Annotated in this window: 17 protein-coding genes; 12 read left to right on the forward strand and 5 right to left on the reverse strand. The window is 65.0% G+C overall.

The genetic code is table 11. From position 1 onward, the window contains the following. Positions 1–185: 185 nt before the first annotated feature. The 7 genes from VGQ44_21975 (at position 186) to VGQ44_22005 (ending at position 6144) form a co-directional block, all read left to right on the forward strand. Positions 186–1778 (forward strand): alpha/beta hydrolase-fold protein, encoded by a 1593-nt coding sequence (locus VGQ44_21975; GenBank protein ID HEV8449506.1) that lies wholly within the window; start codon positions 186–188, stop codon positions 1776–1778. A 294-nt stretch (positions 1779–2072) separates the two neighbouring features. Next, positions 2073–2705 carry a methyltransferase domain-containing protein gene (locus tag VGQ44_21980; GenBank protein HEV8449507.1) on the forward strand — a complete coding sequence of 211 codons (633 nt, stop codon included), beginning with the start codon at positions 2073–2075 and terminating at the stop codon, positions 2703–2705. Positions 2706–2770: 65 nt separating this feature from the next. Continuing rightward, positions 2771–3562, forward strand: coding sequence for a signal peptidase I (lepB, locus tag VGQ44_21985; GenBank protein ID HEV8449508.1), 792 nt, complete (start codon positions 2771–2773; stop codon positions 3560–3562). A gap of 728 nt (positions 3563–4290) precedes the next feature. Further along, positions 4291–4470: a hypothetical protein gene (locus VGQ44_21990; GenBank protein ID HEV8449509.1), complete on the forward strand. Its 180-nt coding sequence runs from the start codon at positions 4291–4293 to the stop codon at positions 4468–4470. Between the two features lie 250 nt (positions 4471–4720). Continuing rightward, the gene (locus tag VGQ44_21995) at positions 4721–5122 is read left to right on the forward strand and encodes a hypothetical protein (GenBank protein HEV8449510.1); all 402 of its coding nucleotides are present in this window, start codon (positions 4721–4723) and stop codon (positions 5120–5122) included. 26 nt (positions 5123–5148) lie between these two features. Continuing rightward, positions 5149–5703, forward strand: a complete 555-nt coding sequence (locus tag VGQ44_22000; GenBank protein ID HEV8449511.1) for a hypothetical protein — start codon at positions 5149–5151, stop codon at positions 5701–5703. Then, a complete protein-coding gene (locus tag VGQ44_22005; protein HEV8449512.1) occupies positions 5704–6144 on the forward strand; it encodes a DUF3830 family protein in 441 nt (146 codons plus the stop codon). It begins immediately after the preceding gene. A gap of 34 nt (positions 6145–6178) precedes the next feature. Here the strand turns inward: VGQ44_22005 and VGQ44_22010 are convergent, their stop codons facing one another. Continuing rightward, on the reverse strand, positions 6179–8542 hold the full coding sequence (locus tag VGQ44_22010) for a serine/threonine-protein kinase (GenBank protein ID HEV8449513.1): 2364 nt from the start codon (positions 8540–8542) through the stop codon (positions 6179–6181). Positions 8543–8823: 281 nt separating this feature from the next. Here VGQ44_22010 and VGQ44_22015 point away from each other — a divergent pair, with 281 nt between their 5' ends. Together VGQ44_22015 and VGQ44_22020 are read left to right on the forward strand one after the other, a co-directional pair. Continuing rightward, complete coding sequence (locus VGQ44_22015) at positions 8824–9351, forward strand: DinB family protein (GenBank protein HEV8449514.1); 528 nt, start codon at positions 8824–8826, stop codon at positions 9349–9351. Positions 9352–9439: 88 nt separating this feature from the next. Further along, complete coding sequence (locus VGQ44_22020) at positions 9440–10357, forward strand: hypothetical protein (GenBank protein ID HEV8449515.1); 918 nt, start codon at positions 9440–9442, stop codon at positions 10355–10357. 114 nt (positions 10358–10471) lie between these two features. Here the strand turns inward: VGQ44_22020 and VGQ44_22025 are convergent, their stop codons facing one another. Then, positions 10472–11302, reverse strand: a complete 831-nt coding sequence (locus tag VGQ44_22025) for a PIG-L family deacetylase (GenBank protein ID HEV8449516.1) — start codon at positions 11300–11302, stop codon at positions 10472–10474. A gap of 258 nt (positions 11303–11560) precedes the next feature. On the opposite strand from VGQ44_22025, the gene VGQ44_22030 reads away from it, so the two are divergent. Next, positions 11561–12463, forward strand: a complete 903-nt coding sequence (locus VGQ44_22030; GenBank protein ID HEV8449517.1) for a M28 family peptidase — start codon at positions 11561–11563, stop codon at positions 12461–12463. A 206-nt stretch (positions 12464–12669) separates the two neighbouring features. Here the strand turns inward: VGQ44_22030 and VGQ44_22035 are convergent, their stop codons facing one another. The 3 genes from VGQ44_22035 to VGQ44_22045 form a co-directional block, all read right to left on the reverse strand. Next, complete coding sequence (locus VGQ44_22035; GenBank protein HEV8449518.1) at positions 12670–13125, reverse strand: cupin domain-containing protein; 456 nt, start codon at positions 13123–13125, stop codon at positions 12670–12672. 65 nt (positions 13126–13190) lie between these two features. Beyond that, a complete protein-coding gene (locus tag VGQ44_22040) occupies positions 13191–14006 on the reverse strand; it encodes a class I SAM-dependent methyltransferase (GenBank protein HEV8449519.1) in 816 nt (271 codons plus the stop codon). A gap of 193 nt (positions 14007–14199) precedes the next feature. Next, positions 14200–15882 carry a LuxR C-terminal-related transcriptional regulator gene (locus VGQ44_22045; protein HEV8449520.1) on the reverse strand — a complete coding sequence of 561 codons (1683 nt, stop codon included), beginning with the start codon at positions 15880–15882 and terminating at the stop codon, positions 14200–14202. Between the two features lie 159 nt (positions 15883–16041). Between VGQ44_22045 and VGQ44_22050 the strand changes: the two genes are divergently transcribed. Together VGQ44_22050 and VGQ44_22055 are read left to right on the forward strand one after the other, a co-directional pair. Next, on the forward strand, positions 16042–16209 hold the full coding sequence (locus tag VGQ44_22050) for a hypothetical protein (protein HEV8449521.1): 168 nt from the start codon (positions 16042–16044) through the stop codon (positions 16207–16209). 25 nt (positions 16210–16234) lie between these two features. Further along, positions 16235–16765: GNAT family N-acetyltransferase (locus VGQ44_22055; protein ID HEV8449522.1), on the forward strand; the 531-nt coding region annotated here is incomplete at its 3' end.

Consider the following 16765-nt stretch of genomic DNA (forward strand, 5'->3'; position numbering starts at 1 on the left):
TGAGCATGAGCTGTGAGCTGAAAGGCGATAGGGCATGGCGTCACATCGGTTGGATTGCGCCAGCGGAGGCCGGCGCTCTTATTAGGCTCCAACCCAACCGGTCGACGGCCACCATTCCACGCTCACTCACGCTCGGCGCGTTTGCGTCGACTCTCCTGTGCGCCACCGCCGCGGCGCAAACGTCGGTGATTCTCCCCGGGCCGTCGGGCCGAGCGAAAGCGAAGTTCGAGATTCGCGTTCCGCCGTCGGTGCGCAACGAGCCGCTCACGGGACGCGTCTACGTCGTCATCAGCGGCGACAGCACCCGCGAGCCGCGGTCGCAGATCGGCCGAGTGGGGACGCCGCTGTTTGGGCGTGACGTGGAGCGCCTCGCTCCCGGCGCGGCCGCTACCATAAATGGCGCGGATCTGGGGACTCCGGTGTTCGACCTGGCCGACATTCCGGCCGGCGACTACTGGATCCAGCCGTTCGTGAACGTCTACTCGGAGTTCAAGCGGGCGGACGGTCACACTCTATGGATGCACGACGACCAGTGGGAAGGGCAGAACTGGCCGCGCTCCCCCGGAAACATCTACGGCGCGCCGCAGAAGGTGCACTTCGATCCGAGGGCCGCGACGGTCGTGAAGCTGGTCGCCGACAAAGTGATTCCGCCGATTCAGGTCCCGGCGGACAACGAGTACGTGCAGCGATTCAAGTTCCAGAGTCCGTCGCTCACCAAGTTCTGGGGCCGGCCGATCTACCTCGGCGCGACGGTGCTGCTGCCGCGCGACTACAAGACGGCGACGATCAGCTATCCCGTGAATTACATCCAGGGGCATTTCGGTCTTGGTGCGCCGTATGGATTCGACCCGGCGGGGGGCGGCCGAGGAGGCGCGGCGTTCAGAGATGCGTGGTTGTCCGACAACTTCCCGCGCATGATCGCCGTCACCTTCCAGCATCCGACGCCGTACTTCGACGATTCGTACGCCGTGAACAGCGTGAACATGGGCCCGTACGGCGACGCGATCATGAACGAGCTCATTCCCGAGGTCGAGAAGCGTTATCGCGTGATCAGGGAGCCCTGGGCGCGGTGGCTGTCGGGCGGATCGACGGGTGGATGGGAGTCGCTCGCGCTTCAGATCTATCATCCGGACTTTTTCGGCGGCACGTGGTCGTCGTGTCCCGACCCCGTGACGTTCAGCGACGTCGAAGGCGTGAACATGTACAAGGACGTCAACGCCTTCTACAAGAATTACAGCCAGTGGCAGCTCACGCCGACCGTGAACTCGCGCGAGGTCAACGGAGAGATTCGGCAGACGGCACAGCAGCGCTACTGGATGGAGCTGGTGAACGGCACGCACGGCCGCTCGGGCACTGGCCAGCAAGACATTTGGCAAGCGGTGTGGGGGCCGATCGGCGCCGACGGTTTCTTCAAACCGGCGGTGGATTCGCGCACGGGCGCGATCGACCACACGGTGACGCAGTACTGGAGCGACAACTACGACCTCTTGCACTATCTCCAGAAGAATTGGACGACTGTCGGCCCGAAGCTCGTGGACAAGATCCACGTCTACGTCGGCAACATGGACAGTTTCTTTCTCGACCGCGCGACGCGCGAGCTGCAAGCCTGGATGAAGACGACGACGAATCCGCACTACGAGGGGTACTTTGTGTACGGCGATCAGAAGCCGCACTGCTGGAGCGGGCCGGGGACGAGCGCGGACCGGCTGCGGGAGATGGCGGAGTTCGGGCTGCGGAAGATGCCGGAGGGGATGACGGCGGCGTGGTGGAAGTATTGAGGCGAGGGGAGGGGGACGAATGCTGTGGGATCGAGAACTGCCGAACGCCGAGACTGCCGAAGTCCGAGACTGCCGAACGCCGAGACTGCCGAACTCCGAGGCTTCCGGGCTCCGGAACTGCCGAGCTCCGGAACTGCCGAACTCCGAAACTGCCGGGTGCCGACGGGATTTCGGCACATGAAAGCAGCGGAGGTGAGTGTTATACGGCAAAAAGCTCGCAGTATAACACTCTCAATCTCTGATGAGACGTCGGCACTTTGATAGCGCGTCTGAGTCAGGGCGGCATCTATTTCGATGAACAGACATAGCGAAGATCGCGTTCCAACGTTCATGCCCACTCTCCAGGAACAGTTTGGCGCGATCGACATCTACGTCTTCGATCAGCTGCTGCGCGGCAACGTCTCGAAGGGGATGACGATCTTCGACGCCGGCTGTGGCACCGGCCGGAACATCGTGTATCTGCTCCGCGCAGGGTACGAGGACTTCGGCGCCGATCCCGATCCGCAGGCGATCGACGCCGTACGCCGCCTCGCGCCGCACCTACCGGCTGACAACTTCCGCGTCGAATCTGTCGAATCACACTCGTTCCCGGATCTCTTCGCCGACGTCGTCATCATCAACACCGTCCTGCACTTCGCGCGAGACGACGATCATTTCCACGCGATGCTGCAGGGCTGCTGGCGGACGCTCAAGCCGGGAGGGCTTTTCTTCTGCCGGCTCGCGTCCACGATCGGGGCCGAACGTCTCGTCCGGCATTTGCACGATCGCTGGTACGCGATGGCGGACGGCACCGAACGGTACCTGGTCGACGAGGCGATGTTGATGCAGGTGACGAAGGACCTCGGAGCCGAGCTCGTCGACCCGATCAAGACGACCGTCGTGCAGAACCTGCGATCGATGACGACGTGGGTGCTACGCAAACGGTAGCATGCGGCGCTTCTTTCGCCATCGCGCGTAGATTTCAACTAGTCCTCCATCCGGAGCCGTCACAAATGGGCAAGGCTCGACGTAAACGGGCGGCGCGCGCCGCGGTCCGCTCCACGCCTGCTCGACGTGCGTCGCTGGCCGTCCGCACTCGCGCGTTCATCATTGGCGTGCTGCCCGTGGTCGCGATCGTGCTCGGCACCCGGCAACTGCTCGCCGAGGCCTTTCGGATTCCGAGCGGCAGCATGGAGCCAACTCTTCTCGTCGGCGATTGGCTCTTCGTCAACAAGCTCCGTTTCGGGCCGCACATCCCATTCACGAGTCGTTCGCTACCGGGCTATGCCAGCCCCAAGCGGGGCGATGTCACCGTCTTCATCTCGCCGCCGCAGGACATGACGATTCGAATATCCGCCGACGAGGTCACACCGACGTTGGTGAAGCGCATCGTCGGCGTCGCCGGCGACACGCTCCTCATGCGCCACGGGGAGCTGATCGTCAACGGCGCCGTGGCATCGTCACCCAACTCGTTTCGTCTTCCGGACTCCCTCGCGGACCAGCCGCAGCCGATCTTCGCCTGGCAGCATCAGGTCGAGATTCGCGGTTCTCGATTCGGTGAGCCGGTACCGGTTCCCAGCCTCCACGAGTGGGGGCCGCTCGTCGTGCCCACCGGCATGTTCTTCATGATGGGCGACAACCGCGACAACTCCGTCGATAGCCGGTACTACGGACCCGTACCGCGCGCAAACCTGCGTGGTACGCCCATGTTCGTGTACTACTCATATGATCCTGACCGAGGCGTCGACTACATCCGCGCCGTGACCGCCATCCGATGGCGCCGTCTCGGCGACTGGATCCGCTAAGGCTCCCCGGAATTCGTCGCATCAAATTGCTCGGTATCGGCAAACTCTTAAGGTCCTTTGCAGTTTAGTCAACGCGTCATACGGCTCGATGGCATCATGCCAAACACAGAACGTCTGGCGCGCGCGGGGATAGTCACTGCCGGACTTGCAGTGGCCGGCGGTGTCATCGGTGGCCTTTGCGGAATCGCAGCGATTCTCGCCGTCGCCATCATTGAGGAGGGTCTGCATGCTTTCGCGTCCCACGAGGTCCTCTCAATTCTGAGCATGGGTGCGGCGGTGGGGGCGGCTGCGGGAATTGTAGGCGCCCCGGCCTTGGCGTGGGGATTGCTGCGACGTGTTCCGCTCGGCCGGGCGATTCTTGTAACCGCACTCGGCACGGTCGCCGGCGCGATCGTTGGAGAGTTGTTGCATCCCTTTAACCCGTACGCGAGCGCCGTACCCGGGGTCATCGCCGGGGGGCTCGCCGGATTCCTCATCGCTGGCGTCGGCCTCCGTCTCAGACCCGGCCGCGCCACGTCAGGCTCCGGGGACAGAGCCGTTTAACGAACGCTGAAGGTGACAAGGCCGCTACTGATTGCGCTGCGCTCCGAGCAGCGTTTCTATATAATTGCCTTGCAGCTTAGCCAAGGTGGTAGCATCGAAGTGATGCGACGTTAGGGCGTGCTCCCACTCCACTGCGGTATAAACTTCCAATTCGCGGCATACCGCGGCTGTACAAAATGTGCGCCATGCGGAGACCTCGACTCGGGGTGTTCGATGGGCAGGGACGCGCGCAGTCGAACACCGCCGGAATGACCTTCCTCAAACTCGATTGGCCCAACCGCAGCGCGGCGACGGCCACGTGCACGGGATGTGGCCGCATCGAATGGTTTCTCGCCGACCCCGAGGAGTTGCCCGATGCTGGATAGGCTGCTGCGCCATTACGGCGCCTCAGGACGGTCCGCAACCGACATCCTGCCGGGGTGATTGTCGATGACCGTCCATGCCCGTCGCTATCCGATTCACTCTGACGACTGCGAGCGTCCGTTGCGTCGCCACCGCGCTACGTTGGCACTCGTTCTCTGCGTAGCCGGGACGAGCAGTGCGTGCGTGCGCACGCCACGCTCCTACTCGCCTGTAGGTGCGAGCGCCTTGTATGGCGATCGTACCGAAGACGGGGTGACACTGCTCCTCCACCTCGAGCCGCCGGCGGCGATGGCGCGGGTTCGAGAAGAGCTGCAGGCGACCGGGTATGAGCTGGCGGATACGGCTGCGGACGGCGCGGGGCAGACCGTGCGAACTCGCGCCCATGTCGTGGGCGGCGACACTCTGATGGTGGTCACGGCGCAGGTGATCCGGGTCGAGCTGCCCGAGGTGGCGTCGAGCGTTGTCCTGACGGCCACCTTTGACGTACCGTCGCGCGGAGTGCGCAACGCGCCGGTAATACAGAAACCCGGCACCGTGAGTCCGCTCTACGCACGCTTGAAGACTGTCGCCGAACGCGTAGGTGGGTCACGCGCGCCTGCGCCCGACGATCGCCAGCAAGCACGGGTGTTAACCGCTGGTTATCCGCGTGACTGATGTGGAGGTCGAACAGTTGGGCAGGCATGAGATCGTTCTTTCAAGTCGTTGCGGCGACGGCCATACTCGCGGCTGCTGGCTCGTGCGATGCGCCGACGGCTCCGGTCGATCACGACGTCGAAGGCTCGTGGAGTGAGAACACTCACGGAATGCTCAATCCGGGCAACTCCTTCCTCGTCGACCTCCACGAGTCGGGCGGCGTCGTCCAAGGCGTGGGTACGTTCTCCGGCGAGGCCGGGCCTATGGGCGCGCTGGTGGTCAGCGGCACCATTTCGCACGATTCACTGCAGCTCGCGATCGTCGCCATTGTCGGGTCGGGCACCGTTCCAGTAAGAACGGACACCTCGCACTTCGCCGGCGTGCTGACCTCGCGCGATAGGATCGACGGAACGCTGACCGAGAACAACCTCGCGACCGCGTTCGGCCTAGTGCGCGTCGCCGGCCGAATGGCCGCGTCGGTCATGGTGTCAGGGAAGTCACCTGGCGCGCCCCAGTCCCATCCGCGCAGACTCCAGTATCGTATGAAAGCAGCCAACGTCGGCACGCCGAGTGCGCGAATCGCCGCCTCGGCATCACTCTGAATGATTCAGCGGATCACGATCACGGTCGCAAATACCTTCGTCTTCAAGGCGAAGCTCCTGATCGATCGCGCGCCCAACACCTGCGCTGCCTTCACCGCCTTGCTTCCTTATCGCCAGCGCTTGATTCACGCCCGCTGGAGTGGCGAGGCCTGCTGGATTCCGCTCGGCGACTACCAGCTCGGCGTCGGCCATGAGAATCACACGAGCCATCCGTCGGCGGGCGACCTGCTATGGTATCCCGGCGGAATCAGCGAAACCGAGCTACTGTTCGCGTATGGCTCCGCGGTCTTCGCGAGCAAGGTCGGTCAGCTCGCGGGCAATCACTTTCTCGAGGTCGTCGAGGGCGGAGAGCGACTCGAGGAAATGGGGCGCTACGTGCTGTATCGTGGAGCGCAGGACATTCTGTTCGAAGCGGAACTCCTTTCCGTCGCGCCCGGCTGATGCCGAGCTTCCAGCGCTCACTCGCGACCCCGCCCTATTTCCGCAGTCGCTCCGGCATGCCCATCCGCGCGAGCAGCGCCTGAAAGCGCGGTTCCTGCCGGAACGGATACAGTGCCGGCATCGCGTTCAATATCTGCAGCAGATCCAGGTCGCGTGCAGCGACCGCGCGATTGAGCGTGGCGTACGCGCGATCCTTATCGCCGGCCAGCAACAACAAACCACCAAGCTGGGATACCCGCGGATCACCTTCCAGCGAGTGAATCGCCCTCGCGAGCCCCGCTCGATCACCACGGGCGTTCGCCAACAGACCATCGTTGAACGTGCGCACCCAGTAGTCGCCGCCGGCAATCCGTCGTGCGCGCTCGTGTTCCCGCCGCGCACCCGCGCTGTCGCCGACGTCCGCGAGCACGAGCGAGAGAATGTCGAACACTTCATAGAACGTTGAATCCAGACGCGTGCCGATGCGTGCCGACTCGAGCGCCGCCGAGTCCTGTCCACTCGACCACAGCCCCCACGCGCGATCGCTCCGCCACTGCGCGGTGCTTGGCTCGAGATCGATCAGTCGCGTCGACGGATTCGCCATGGCATCGAAGTCGTGCATTTCCCACATCGCCCAGCCGAGTACCCCGAGCCCCAGCGATGAACTTGGCAGCGAGTCGGCATGCGCGAAGTCGGCGTAGGCCGGACCGAACTCCCACGCATTGTGCAGGCGCACCATGCCACGCGCGTAATAGGCGTCGCCCTGGCGCGGATCGAGCGCAATGGCGCGATCGGCCGCGCGCATGGCGTTGGCAAATGCGGAATCGCGCGACGTGGTCTGATAGATCAATGCGTACGCGTTCGTGATGGCCAGCGTCGCCCAGGCCGGTGCGTACGTCGAATCGATGGCCAATGAGCGATGCAGGTGCGTCACGCTGCGCTGAAATCCCTCGGCCGTGCGGAGCGACGCGGCTTCCTGTCCCAACAAGAACTCCGCGTACGCGCGCGGATCGACTTGTCGCGCCGTGCTGAGCGCCGTCTCCTGTTCGGGTGTCAGCCGCACACGAATGCCGCGCGCAATGTCGGCGGCGACATCGCGTTGCAGCGCAATCACGTCGGCCGCGGGGCGCTCGAAGCTGCGCGTCCACAACTCCTCGTTCGTCGCGTCAATGAGCTCGGCTGAGAGTCGCACGACAGTGCCGGCCTTCACGATCGATCCGGAAACGATGGCGTCGACACCGAGTTCACGAGCGATGTCCGGCAATGGCTTGGTCGACGCACGATACGGGACCACCGCGCGATAGCCGAGCACGTGGACGCCCGCGTCGGTGAGCGTCGAGATCACTTCGCGGGTCATGCCGTCGGCGAAGAATTGCTGCGTCGAGTCGCCGGTCTCGTTGGCCATCGGCAGCACGGCGATGCGCCGAATGGGCGATGCACCGCTCGTGCGCCGCGAGAACTGCCAGCCAACCGCGAGTGCCGCGACAATCGACACCGACCCGATTGCGACACGTGTTGCCGTCACTCGCGGCATTCGTTGGCGCGCGAGCGAGGGTGAACTCGCGGCGGCACTCTCGGCAGACGAAAGCGACTCGACAAATCGGGCCGCCGGATAAGGGCGTGCCGCAGGATCCTTCGCCATCGCGAGACGGATCGCACCGGAGACGGCGACGGGTGTTTCCGGACGCGCATCGGTTACCGCCGGCGGTTCGGCGACGAGATGTTGCGACGTCACAGACGCCGCGGTCGCACCAGAGAACGGCGGGACACCGGCGAGCATCTCGTACAACACGCAGGCGAGCGAATAGAGGTCGCTGCGGCCATCGACGGTCGTTTCGCCAACGGCCTGCTCAGGGCTCATGTACGCGGGAGTTCCAACCGCCAATCCTGTTTGCGTGATACGACTGTCGTCCGACGACGCGAGTACGCGCGCGATGCCAAAATCAGCGACCACCGCGTGGCCACGTTCGAGCAGGATGTTCTCGGGCTTGATGTCCCGGTGCGCAATGCCGCGCTCGTGCGCATAACCGAGTGCGTCGGCGACTTCGCGCGCAATGCGCAGCGCGTCGTCGATGGGGAGTCGCTTCTCACGATTCAGCCGATCGCGAAGTGACTCGCCGTCGACGACCGGCATGACGTAAAACAGCGCGCCGTTGGCCTCGCCGGAGTCGAAGAGCGGCAGGATGTGGGGATGCCGCAGCGTTGCCGTGGTCCTGATCTCGCGCGCGAATCGGTCCGCGCCGACGACGAACGCCAGTTCCGGTCGAAGCACCTTGATGGCGACGGCCCGGCCGTGCTTCAGATCGGTGGCGCGAAACACCGTTGCCATTCCACCGGTGCCGAGCTCCGATTCGATGCGATACCGGTCGGCGAGTGCCGACCGGAGGTGCGCCTGGAGGTGCGTTGGAGGCGACGTCACGCCACAAGGTGGGCCGTGAATGAGGGAAGGGGAAGAGCTTTGTCGGGCGCGCGGTTCGCTGCCCGGCCGCTTGAAAGAACGATGCTACGGCATTGATTGTTTGCCGTTGCGCGCGAACTTTTATATGATGTCTTTGCAGGTTGGCTAAGGAGTTGGGCCGACCATGGAGACCTCGTGATCCGTCTCGACGGACTGAAGCTGTTCGTAAGCGGCATCGCCGAGACGGGCGTCAACCCTTTTGATAGGGCCCCGTGGTCGGGTTGAGAGTAGCCCAGGCCTCGATGACGGAGCTGCTGACGGACCACGGGGCCGCGGTACGGGCCTTTGCCGCTCACGCCTCCGCCATTGCACCTGACCAGTGGAATGTGGAGCGAGCTCCCGGCAAGTGGACGCCGGCGCAGGAGGCAAAACATCTCGCGCTCGCGTATGCAGCCTTTGTCCGCGATCTTCGCGGAGGGCCGACGCTCCGACTCAAGGGGCGCTGGTGGCAGCGTCGGCTCTGGCGCTGGCGAGTATTGCCTCAAATTCTCGACGGCGGCCGCATCCCGCACGGAGGCCGTGCGCCACGTGAGGCCCGCCCGCCCGATCGCCCTGGACATCAAACGGAACTGCTCGCGGAGTTGGCCACGGAGGTCACGCAATTCGAAGCCACGGTCATGGACTTACAACAGTCGCAACCACGGCGGCGAGTGACGCATCCCTACTTTGGCGCTCTTACGTTGCCTCAGCTGGTAAGGTTCTGCACGGTGCACACGCGACACCACGCCGCGTTTCTTCCCGATGCGACGGTGCTGGCTAACGGCCGCTAGATCTCGGCGGGCCGGGCCAATGCCGGGTTCGACGGACAACCACCCTGAGAGTACTCTAAAGTTTGCCACAATGGAGCGAGGAGAGGTGGTGACTCGATTACCGGTCGTCCTCACGCTGCTGGTCAGCCTCGCCGCCTGCTCGGTACCCACGGAGGGCGGTTCGACCAACGACCCAAGCCGGCTGCCGTACGTCGTGAGCCCGGCGGGCGTTCGCATTCACGGGACTTCGCGGCTTCTTGTCATCCCCACGCGTTTCGCCGACGGTCCCGCGTCTCCGCTCACGTCGTCGGACATCGCCGCGCAGCTATTCAGCGGTGCGACCGGCGGGGCGGGGCCGCTGGCGGAGACCTATAGCCTGGCGTCCGGTGGAACGTTCACCCTGCGCGGCGACGTGACGCGATGGGTTACGACGTCGGTCACCTTCGCCGCCGCCAACGCGCGCGGCGTCATCACCGAGTCGGGGCTCGGCGACCATACGTTGCTGGCGCTGCAGGCCGTGGATGCGGACGTGGATTTCGGCCTCTACGACAACGACGGTCCGGACGGCATCCCGAACAGCGGCGATGACGACGGCATCGTGGATGGCGGCGTGGTCATCCTCCACTCGGAGCCCAACGAGTACTGCGACGCCAGCGTGCGTGGAACTCATCCCGTTTCTGTGACTCAGTGGCGTCCCAACGGGGCGCGGTTTCGCACACAGGATCCCTCGCGCAAAGGACGGTTCATCGAGGTCGGTGCGTACACGATTCTATCGGCGACGGGCTGCTCGTCGAGCATCGTCCAATCGCACGTCCTCGCGCACGAACTCGGCCATCTCGCACGTGCGGATATCGCCGGTCCGGTGATGGGGGCGCAAGGCTCCCGAATTCCGAGACTGCCGAAACGCCGAGACTGCCGAGGTCCGAAACTGCCAAACGCCGAAACTGCCGAACGCCGAGACTCCGAGACTACCGAACACCAAAGAAGCCGAACTCCGAGATTGCCAAACACCGAGCGGCGGCTGTGAGGATTGAGCTCGACGACGTGAGCAGGCCGGAGGTTCGAGCACATTCTCCAGCTGTTGCGCGAGCGCGCGTATCGGGAGTTGGAGAATGGCAATAGTGTTTTTATGTCCGTGCAGCTAACGAAACAGGTCGCCGCCGCTGACCACCACTGAGCCGGGGACGAATCGGACCGTGCCGTTCCACACATGCTGCATCGCTGGGAGCATTCGCTGAAGCAACTCCGCATTGAACTGCGAGTGATGACAGGCGAGCGCCTTCTTCGCCGCTTCGAGATCGCCGGGCGTGAATGGCACCTCGACCGTGAAATACTTCGCCTGCGGGATGACCATTGGTGGCTCGCCCCGCTGCGGATTGGACAGGCGGAACATCTCCGCCGGCAAGTACATGTAGACGAGGCGCTCGGGCATGCCTGTGACGCCGGCGCGGTGCAGCTGGGTGGCGATGTCGCTCACCAAGCGATGGTCCGGGTGCCCAGTGCCGCCGTCGGGACCCCACGTCACCACGACGTCCGGGCGCAGCCGCTCGATCTCCTTGGCGATGCGGTCCGTGAGTCGCATGAGCAAACTGCGATCGCCCAGATAGTCGCCGAGCTTTCCGTCAGGAAATGCGAAGAGCACCGGCTCCTGCGCTCCGAGCGCCGCCGCTGCGCACCGCGCCTCCTCGACACGAGCCTTGACGAGCGCGTCTCCCACGGGGCCTGAGTCGGACCGTTGGAGGTACGTCTGCGAGCCGCTGCCGCCCGACCCGTCCGTCGCGATGAGCATGAAAACCTGCACGCCTTCGCGGGCGTAGCGCGCCAGCGCCGGTGCCGCCGCGGTTTCGTCATCGGCATGGGCGAGGAGCGCGACGAGTTTCTTCGGCAGAGTCTGAGCGCCCGTCGTGGGCGAGAGCCAGGCCGTGAAAACGAGGAATGCAGCCGTAAGCAGCGGGCGCGTCGGCGGTCTCATGTACGTCGAACCTACGCCAAGATCCCGAACGACGAAACTACCGAACTCCCGGGTTGTTTCGGGTCGCAAGCGGGTGGGGCGCTCCGCGGACGACAATCCCACCCCGAGCATTTGCATCGACGGGCTCGCGGTTTCACCGAACGACGGTTGTCGGTGTACTTCTATAGAGTGTCCGATTCGGGGGCAGCATTGGCTGGGGTCGCCAGGTATCGAGGGTTCGCATGGCTCGCGGTGATGGCCGCGTCGTTCGCGTCTCGTATGCCGACGCTCGGAGCCCAGGCGACGGCGGATACCGTCGCGATCGCGGCACTGGCGCGGGATCTCTCGTCGGACGCTAATCGTGGGCGAGGGCCGTGGACGCCGGAGAACGCGCGCGTCGCGAGACAGCTCGGACAAAAGCTCGAGCAGCTCGGGGCACGGCCGGTGTTCGGCACGTCGCTGCTCGTTCCATTCACGACTCCTGAACATCCAGCCGACACGGTCCTCAACGTGGTCGGCGTCTTTCCGGGGCGCGGAGGGACGACGACCGGTGACCTCGTCGGAATCACGGCGCATCTCGATCACTTGGGCGTCGGGCCGCCCGACGCGACCGGCGATTCGATCTACAATGGCTTTCTCGACGACGCCGTTTCGATCGCGATGATCTTCGACGTCGCGCGGCGATACGTGCAATCGCCGGGCGACCGGCCGCTAGTCGTGATGTTCTTCAATCTCGAGGAGCAGGGGCTGCTCGGCGCGAAGGCGCTGGCCGCGCGCGCGGACGCAGCGCCATTCATCGATCGGCTCAAGCTGTTGATCGAGGTCGATGCAGGATCGCCGGCCGGAGAGGCGCTGACGTGGCAGCTCATGCAGTCAGCGCCACCCAACCCGGGCGCTCTCATCGCGGATTCACTAGCGCGCGCGCGCGGCTGGACCACCACTTCATCGGCGCCGCGGCCGATCAGCGACGTGTTCGTCTTCGCGCAGCGCGGCGTGCCGATCGTGTTCCCAATCCCGGGAGGGACGTGGCGCGGATACACGGACGCGCAGCGCGCCGAGGCGATGCGCAAGTTCGACCATTACCACCAGCCTTCGGATCAGTGGAGGCCTGACTTCCCTTGGGTTGGAACGGCCGCGTACGTGGATTGGTTGTTTGGGATCGTTCAACGAGCGACGCGATAACGGCCGGACGCCGAGACGGCTGGACTCCGAAACTGCCGAACTCCGAAACTGCCGAAAGCCGAGACGCCGAAACGCCCGAGCGCCGGGCCTTCCGAACGACAAAACTGCCAAAGGCCGAGATGCAGAGTGACCTCGCAGTTTCGGACTAGGGCAGTTTCGCTAGGGCAGTTTGAGTCGGCAGTTTCGAGTCAGGCCCGTCGATCGCCCTACTTCTTGGCCACTCCCTTTTTCGTAGGATCGTCCGACGGATTCACGTACGTGAGCGCGAACGGGCCCATCAGGTTGACCTGGACGATCGTGCGACCTTTGACCACGGCGTAGTGATGCTGGCCCGCTCCGGCCACGACGAAGCCACCGACGGGTATGGCCGTGAGCTTTGACTTGTCGACCTTGTCGCCCATGCCGACCTGGAACGTTCCTTGGATCACCGTGACGGCTTCGTCGGTCGGATGGAAGTGCGGCGGAAGCACGTAGCCGTTCGGGAAGTCGAGACGGACGGTCACGGGTTCCGCTTTGCCGGGATCGCCCTGAAGCACGGCCAACTTCGCGCCGGCTGGGAAGATCGCGGGTGCCGGGCCCCACTTGAGCTCAGGCGCTTGCGCGTGGGCACGGGCGGGCAGGACAAGTGCCGCGGCGAGAACTGTTGCGGTCAGAATGCGCATCGTTGTTGCTCCCTTTAAAAAAGAGTGATGTGGTGGGTTGCGGTTCGACCTTCCTGCTATTCTGCTCACGCCCGCGCGATCAAGTAGCGGAACGTGTTCTCTAGGCGGTACTCGCCGCGCGCGGTGCCGAAGGGGCGGATCGACTCGGCGACTGTTTTGCGCACGCGCCGCTCGCCGGCGAGTTGAACCGCGCGCACCGCCGGACCCGATGACAGCATCGCGTCGAGCGCGTCGTCCAGATCCGCGAAGCACCATTCGACGGCGACGTCGACGACCTCCACGGGTGTGAGCTCCATCTCCGCCGCGACGGCTTCGAGCGCATCCGGCTGCGACAGTGCGAACGGACCCGGGATGGCGGACGACGAAGGCACCAGAGCCTCGATGGCGTCGAGATAGGCGGCGGCTTCACACTCGTCGGCGCGGCCCCAAGCGGCGATGACGATCTGCGACCTGCCGCCCGGCTTGGCGACGCGCCTCGCCTCGCGCAGCACGGCGCTCGGGCTCGAGACGTACGGGAACGAGTTGATCCCGGTCACGACGTCGAACGTCGCGTCGTCGTAAGGCAGGTTGCCGACGTCGCCGAGGTCGAACGTGCCGTTCGGTACGCGCTGGCGCGCTATGTCCAACAGCGCCGGCGCGGAGTCCAATCCAACGACCGCCGCGCCGCGCGCGGCGGCGAGCCGGCAGAACAAACCGGCGCCGCAGCCGGCGTCGAGAAGCGACGTCCCCGCGAGCGGTGCGAGGCGATCGAGGATGGCGACGTACAACTGTCGCATCGCCGGCTCCATGAGCTCGGCCCAGTCGTGGGCGCGGGCACTCCACAACTCACCGCCAAGCGGAGTCGCACCGCCGTACACCTGTTTCAGTGAAACGCTCGTCATGTGCTGCTGTTCTCTCTGCGTCAGATTCGAGTCCTACAATCGCTGACGAGAGATACCGGGCGCGCGAATTAGCCGCTTCGCCCGGAAGAGCCATGGATGCGCGTGGCAGCCGCGTGGCCCGTTTGGGCCATGACGGGTGGACCGTGACCGGTGACCGGTGACCGGTGACCGGTCACCGACGCCGACGGCCGACTTAAATCAGTCCTTCGCGAGTGGCGTACGCGGCTGCGGCGGCGCGGGAGGAGAGGTCGAGTCTCGACAGCAGATTCGCGACGTGACGCTTGACGGTATGCTCGCTGAGCTTGAGGCGCACGGCGATGTCGGAGTTGCTCGAGCCTCGTGCGATGAACCGCAAAATTTCGAGCTGGCGGCCCGTGAGGGACGGCGTGGCGCTCGGCTTTCCCTTTCCGCCGCCGAAGGATCGAAGTAGACGCTGTCCGCGATTGGCCTCGTGCTCGGCGCCGAGTGCGTCGAGTGATTCCATCGCCAGACGGGCCTCGTGCTCGGCGAACGCGGTCCGGCCGAGCGCGATGAGCACTTCGGCGAGGTCGAGGCGCGTGCGTGCCGTCTCGAAGGGCGCGCCGTTCTGCTGAAAGAGATCGGCCGCATGCTCGAGGTGCGTCGCGGCTCCGGCAAGATCGCCTTGGTGGCGTTGCACGACGCCTCGCGCGGCGGCAACCGAGGCGGCGAACGACGCCGTGGCCGCGGCGGCCGCGATACGCTCGAGTTCTTGGAGCGCGACTTTCGCCGCGGCGAGAGCGCCATTCTCCGTATGCGCGCGAACCAATAGCTCGAGCGCGGAAGCGCGCGCGGTGGGCTCGGCGTCGCCGGCGTGCGCGAGATACTGATCGAGCAACGCGGCGGCTTCCGCGGCGTGGCCGCGCTCGAGCGCCAACTCCGCGATTCCGACGCGAGACTGCGGCTGCGTGGTCGACTGCTCGAACAGTCGCTCGGCGTCGTCGAAGCGTCCCTGGCGAAGTCGTAGCACGCCGAGTCGTGCGACGGGGGGACTCGTGAGCGCGGGGCGAGCCTGTTGCAACTCGCGTGTCGCAGCCGCCAGCTCTTCTTCCGCCTTCGTCCAATCACCGTGCCAGATGAGTACACCCGCATACTGCGTTCGGCAGATTGCCGAGAGCGGGCGGAGGCCCCAGCGTCGTGTGAATTCTTGAACGCGTGCCACCCACTGTGCCGCGCGGTCGTAGTCGCGGATGCGCTCGCAGGCAAAGATCTGCCAGCACGACACGAGACCGACGGCGTGCAGCTCTTTCACCTCGCCGGCGGTCGTCGCGATGCTGGCTTCGTCGAGCCGGCGCATTCCGAGGTCGACGTCGCCCGCGCTCACCCGCGCGAGTCCCTCGAGTCCGAGCGCCGTGAACTCGACGCCCTGATCCGCCAGCTCACGCCCGAGTTTCGCCGCACGCGCGGCACTGGCGATCGCGGCCGAGGGATCGTGTCGCCGAAAGAGCGCGACCTCGGCTTCCCGAATCATGAGCCATCCGTATTCGGCGGTGTCGTGCCGGCCGACGAGGAGACGCCGCGCGCGCTCGAGCCATCCGGATGCGACCGCGAAGTCGCCGCGGAAAGCGAGATAGTCCCACACGAGCCAGATCGCCACGCGCGCGGCGCCGCGCGAGTCCTGTCGTTCGCGGTACAAGACGTACGCCCGCTCGCGTGAGTCGAAGGTGAGCGTGGGTTCGTCGAGCCACCAAGCGGCGAGGCCGAGGTCCTCGAGCGCTTCGGGTGTTTCTTGCTCAGCGATGGTCGCGGTGAGGTGGGTGCGGGCTTCGTCCCACGCGCCCCGATCGAGCGCGTCGCGGCCTGCTGCGAGCGGAGCAGAGGGTTGGATCGGGGGGGCCGGTGGGGTGAGCATTCTCATGGAAGCATACGGCGGGCGGTTCCGGAGGGCGAGACTGTTCAGTCCGGAGGGCGAGACTGCCGAACGCCGAAGGTGCCGAACGCCGAAACTTCCGAGCACCGAGGTTCCGTTGCAGCTTAGCGATTGCTACGCAGCCCCCCACACGAAAAGGGAACTGAAGTGAGTAGCCGCACCTCCGCCGCGCTCTACATACTCTTGATGGTCGCCGTGATCATCACGGTCGACGTGCTGTTTTTCAAAGGCCGGTTCTGGGCGCGGTTGGCAGCGAACGTCGGGATCGTGCTGATAGGCGCAGCTTTCTACTTCAGATTCGTGAAGCGTCCCTGACCGGGCGTGGATTGGCACTCTTTGTATGCGCTTCCGTCGCTTGGTCCGTCGAATCCTTCGCACCGTGCGCGCGCCACGGATTGTTGCACCGCCGGTGGCCATTGGCGAGTTGACGCTACGAGAGGCGACGATGGCCGATCTACGCCTGCTCGCCGAGCTCCATGTTCGCACGTTCAACGAAACGCACGTGGGGCCGTTCGGGTCGGGTCCGACCTATGCGACTCGGGAATGGCAGTGGCGGGACAAGCTCGCCGAAACCGATGCGACCCATTTCGTTCTCGTGCTGGAGACTCCCGCGAAGCAACTCGTCGGCTTCATCTGGTGTCATCCGACGCAGGACAATCCACAATGGGCGGCCCGCCTGAACAAGATCTATCTTCTCCGCGAATACCAGAGGCGCGGGCTGGGCAAGCGCATGGTCGCCGCGGCCGTGGACCGGCTCCTGGGCAATGGCCTGATGTCGATGGCGCTATTCACGGAAGTGGACAACGAACCCGCCTGCAACTTCTACGAGCAGCTGGGCGGCGAACGTCAACTGGATGAGCGCGGGGAGTTC

It is taken from the genome of Gemmatimonadaceae bacterium, assembly GCA_036003045.1.
Lineage (GTDB): Bacteria > Gemmatimonadota > Gemmatimonadetes > Gemmatimonadales > Gemmatimonadaceae > JAQBQB01.

Excerpts from the sequence above, each read along its gene's own strand:
- VGQ44_22045 (HEV8449520.1), bottom strand. The coding sequence starts at position 15,882 with ATGAGAATGCTCACCCCACCGGCCCCCCCGATCCAACCCTCTGCTCCG.
- VGQ44_22015 (HEV8449514.1), top strand. The coding sequence starts at position 8,824 with ATGACGGAGCTGCTGACGGACCACGGGGCCGCGGTACGGGCCTTTGCC.
- VGQ44_21990 (HEV8449509.1), top strand. The coding sequence starts at position 4,291 with ATGCGGAGACCTCGACTCGGGGTGTTCGATGGGCAGGGACGCGCGCAG.
- VGQ44_22000 (HEV8449511.1), top strand. The coding sequence starts at position 5,149 with ATGAGATCGTTCTTTCAAGTCGTTGCGGCGACGGCCATACTCGCGGCT.
- VGQ44_22025 (HEV8449516.1), bottom strand. The coding sequence starts at position 11,302 with ATGAGACCGCCGACGCGCCCGCTGCTTACGGCTGCATTCCTCGTTTTC.
- VGQ44_22040 (HEV8449519.1), bottom strand. The coding sequence starts at position 14,006 with ATGACGAGCGTTTCACTGAAACAGGTGTACGGCGGTGCGACTCCGCTT.
- VGQ44_21980 (HEV8449507.1), top strand. The coding sequence starts at position 2,073 with ATGAACAGACATAGCGAAGATCGCGTTCCAACGTTCATGCCCACTCTC.
- lepB (HEV8449508.1), top strand. The coding sequence starts at position 2,771 with ATGGGCAAGGCTCGACGTAAACGGGCGGCGCGCGCCGCGGTCCGCTCC.
- VGQ44_22030 (HEV8449517.1), top strand. The coding sequence starts at position 11,561 with ATGCCGACGCTCGGAGCCCAGGCGACGGCGGATACCGTCGCGATCGCG.
- VGQ44_22035 (HEV8449518.1), bottom strand. The coding sequence starts at position 13,125 with ATGCGCATTCTGACCGCAACAGTTCTCGCCGCGGCACTTGTCCTGCCC.
- VGQ44_22005 (HEV8449512.1), top strand. The coding sequence starts at position 5,704 with ATGATTCAGCGGATCACGATCACGGTCGCAAATACCTTCGTCTTCAAG.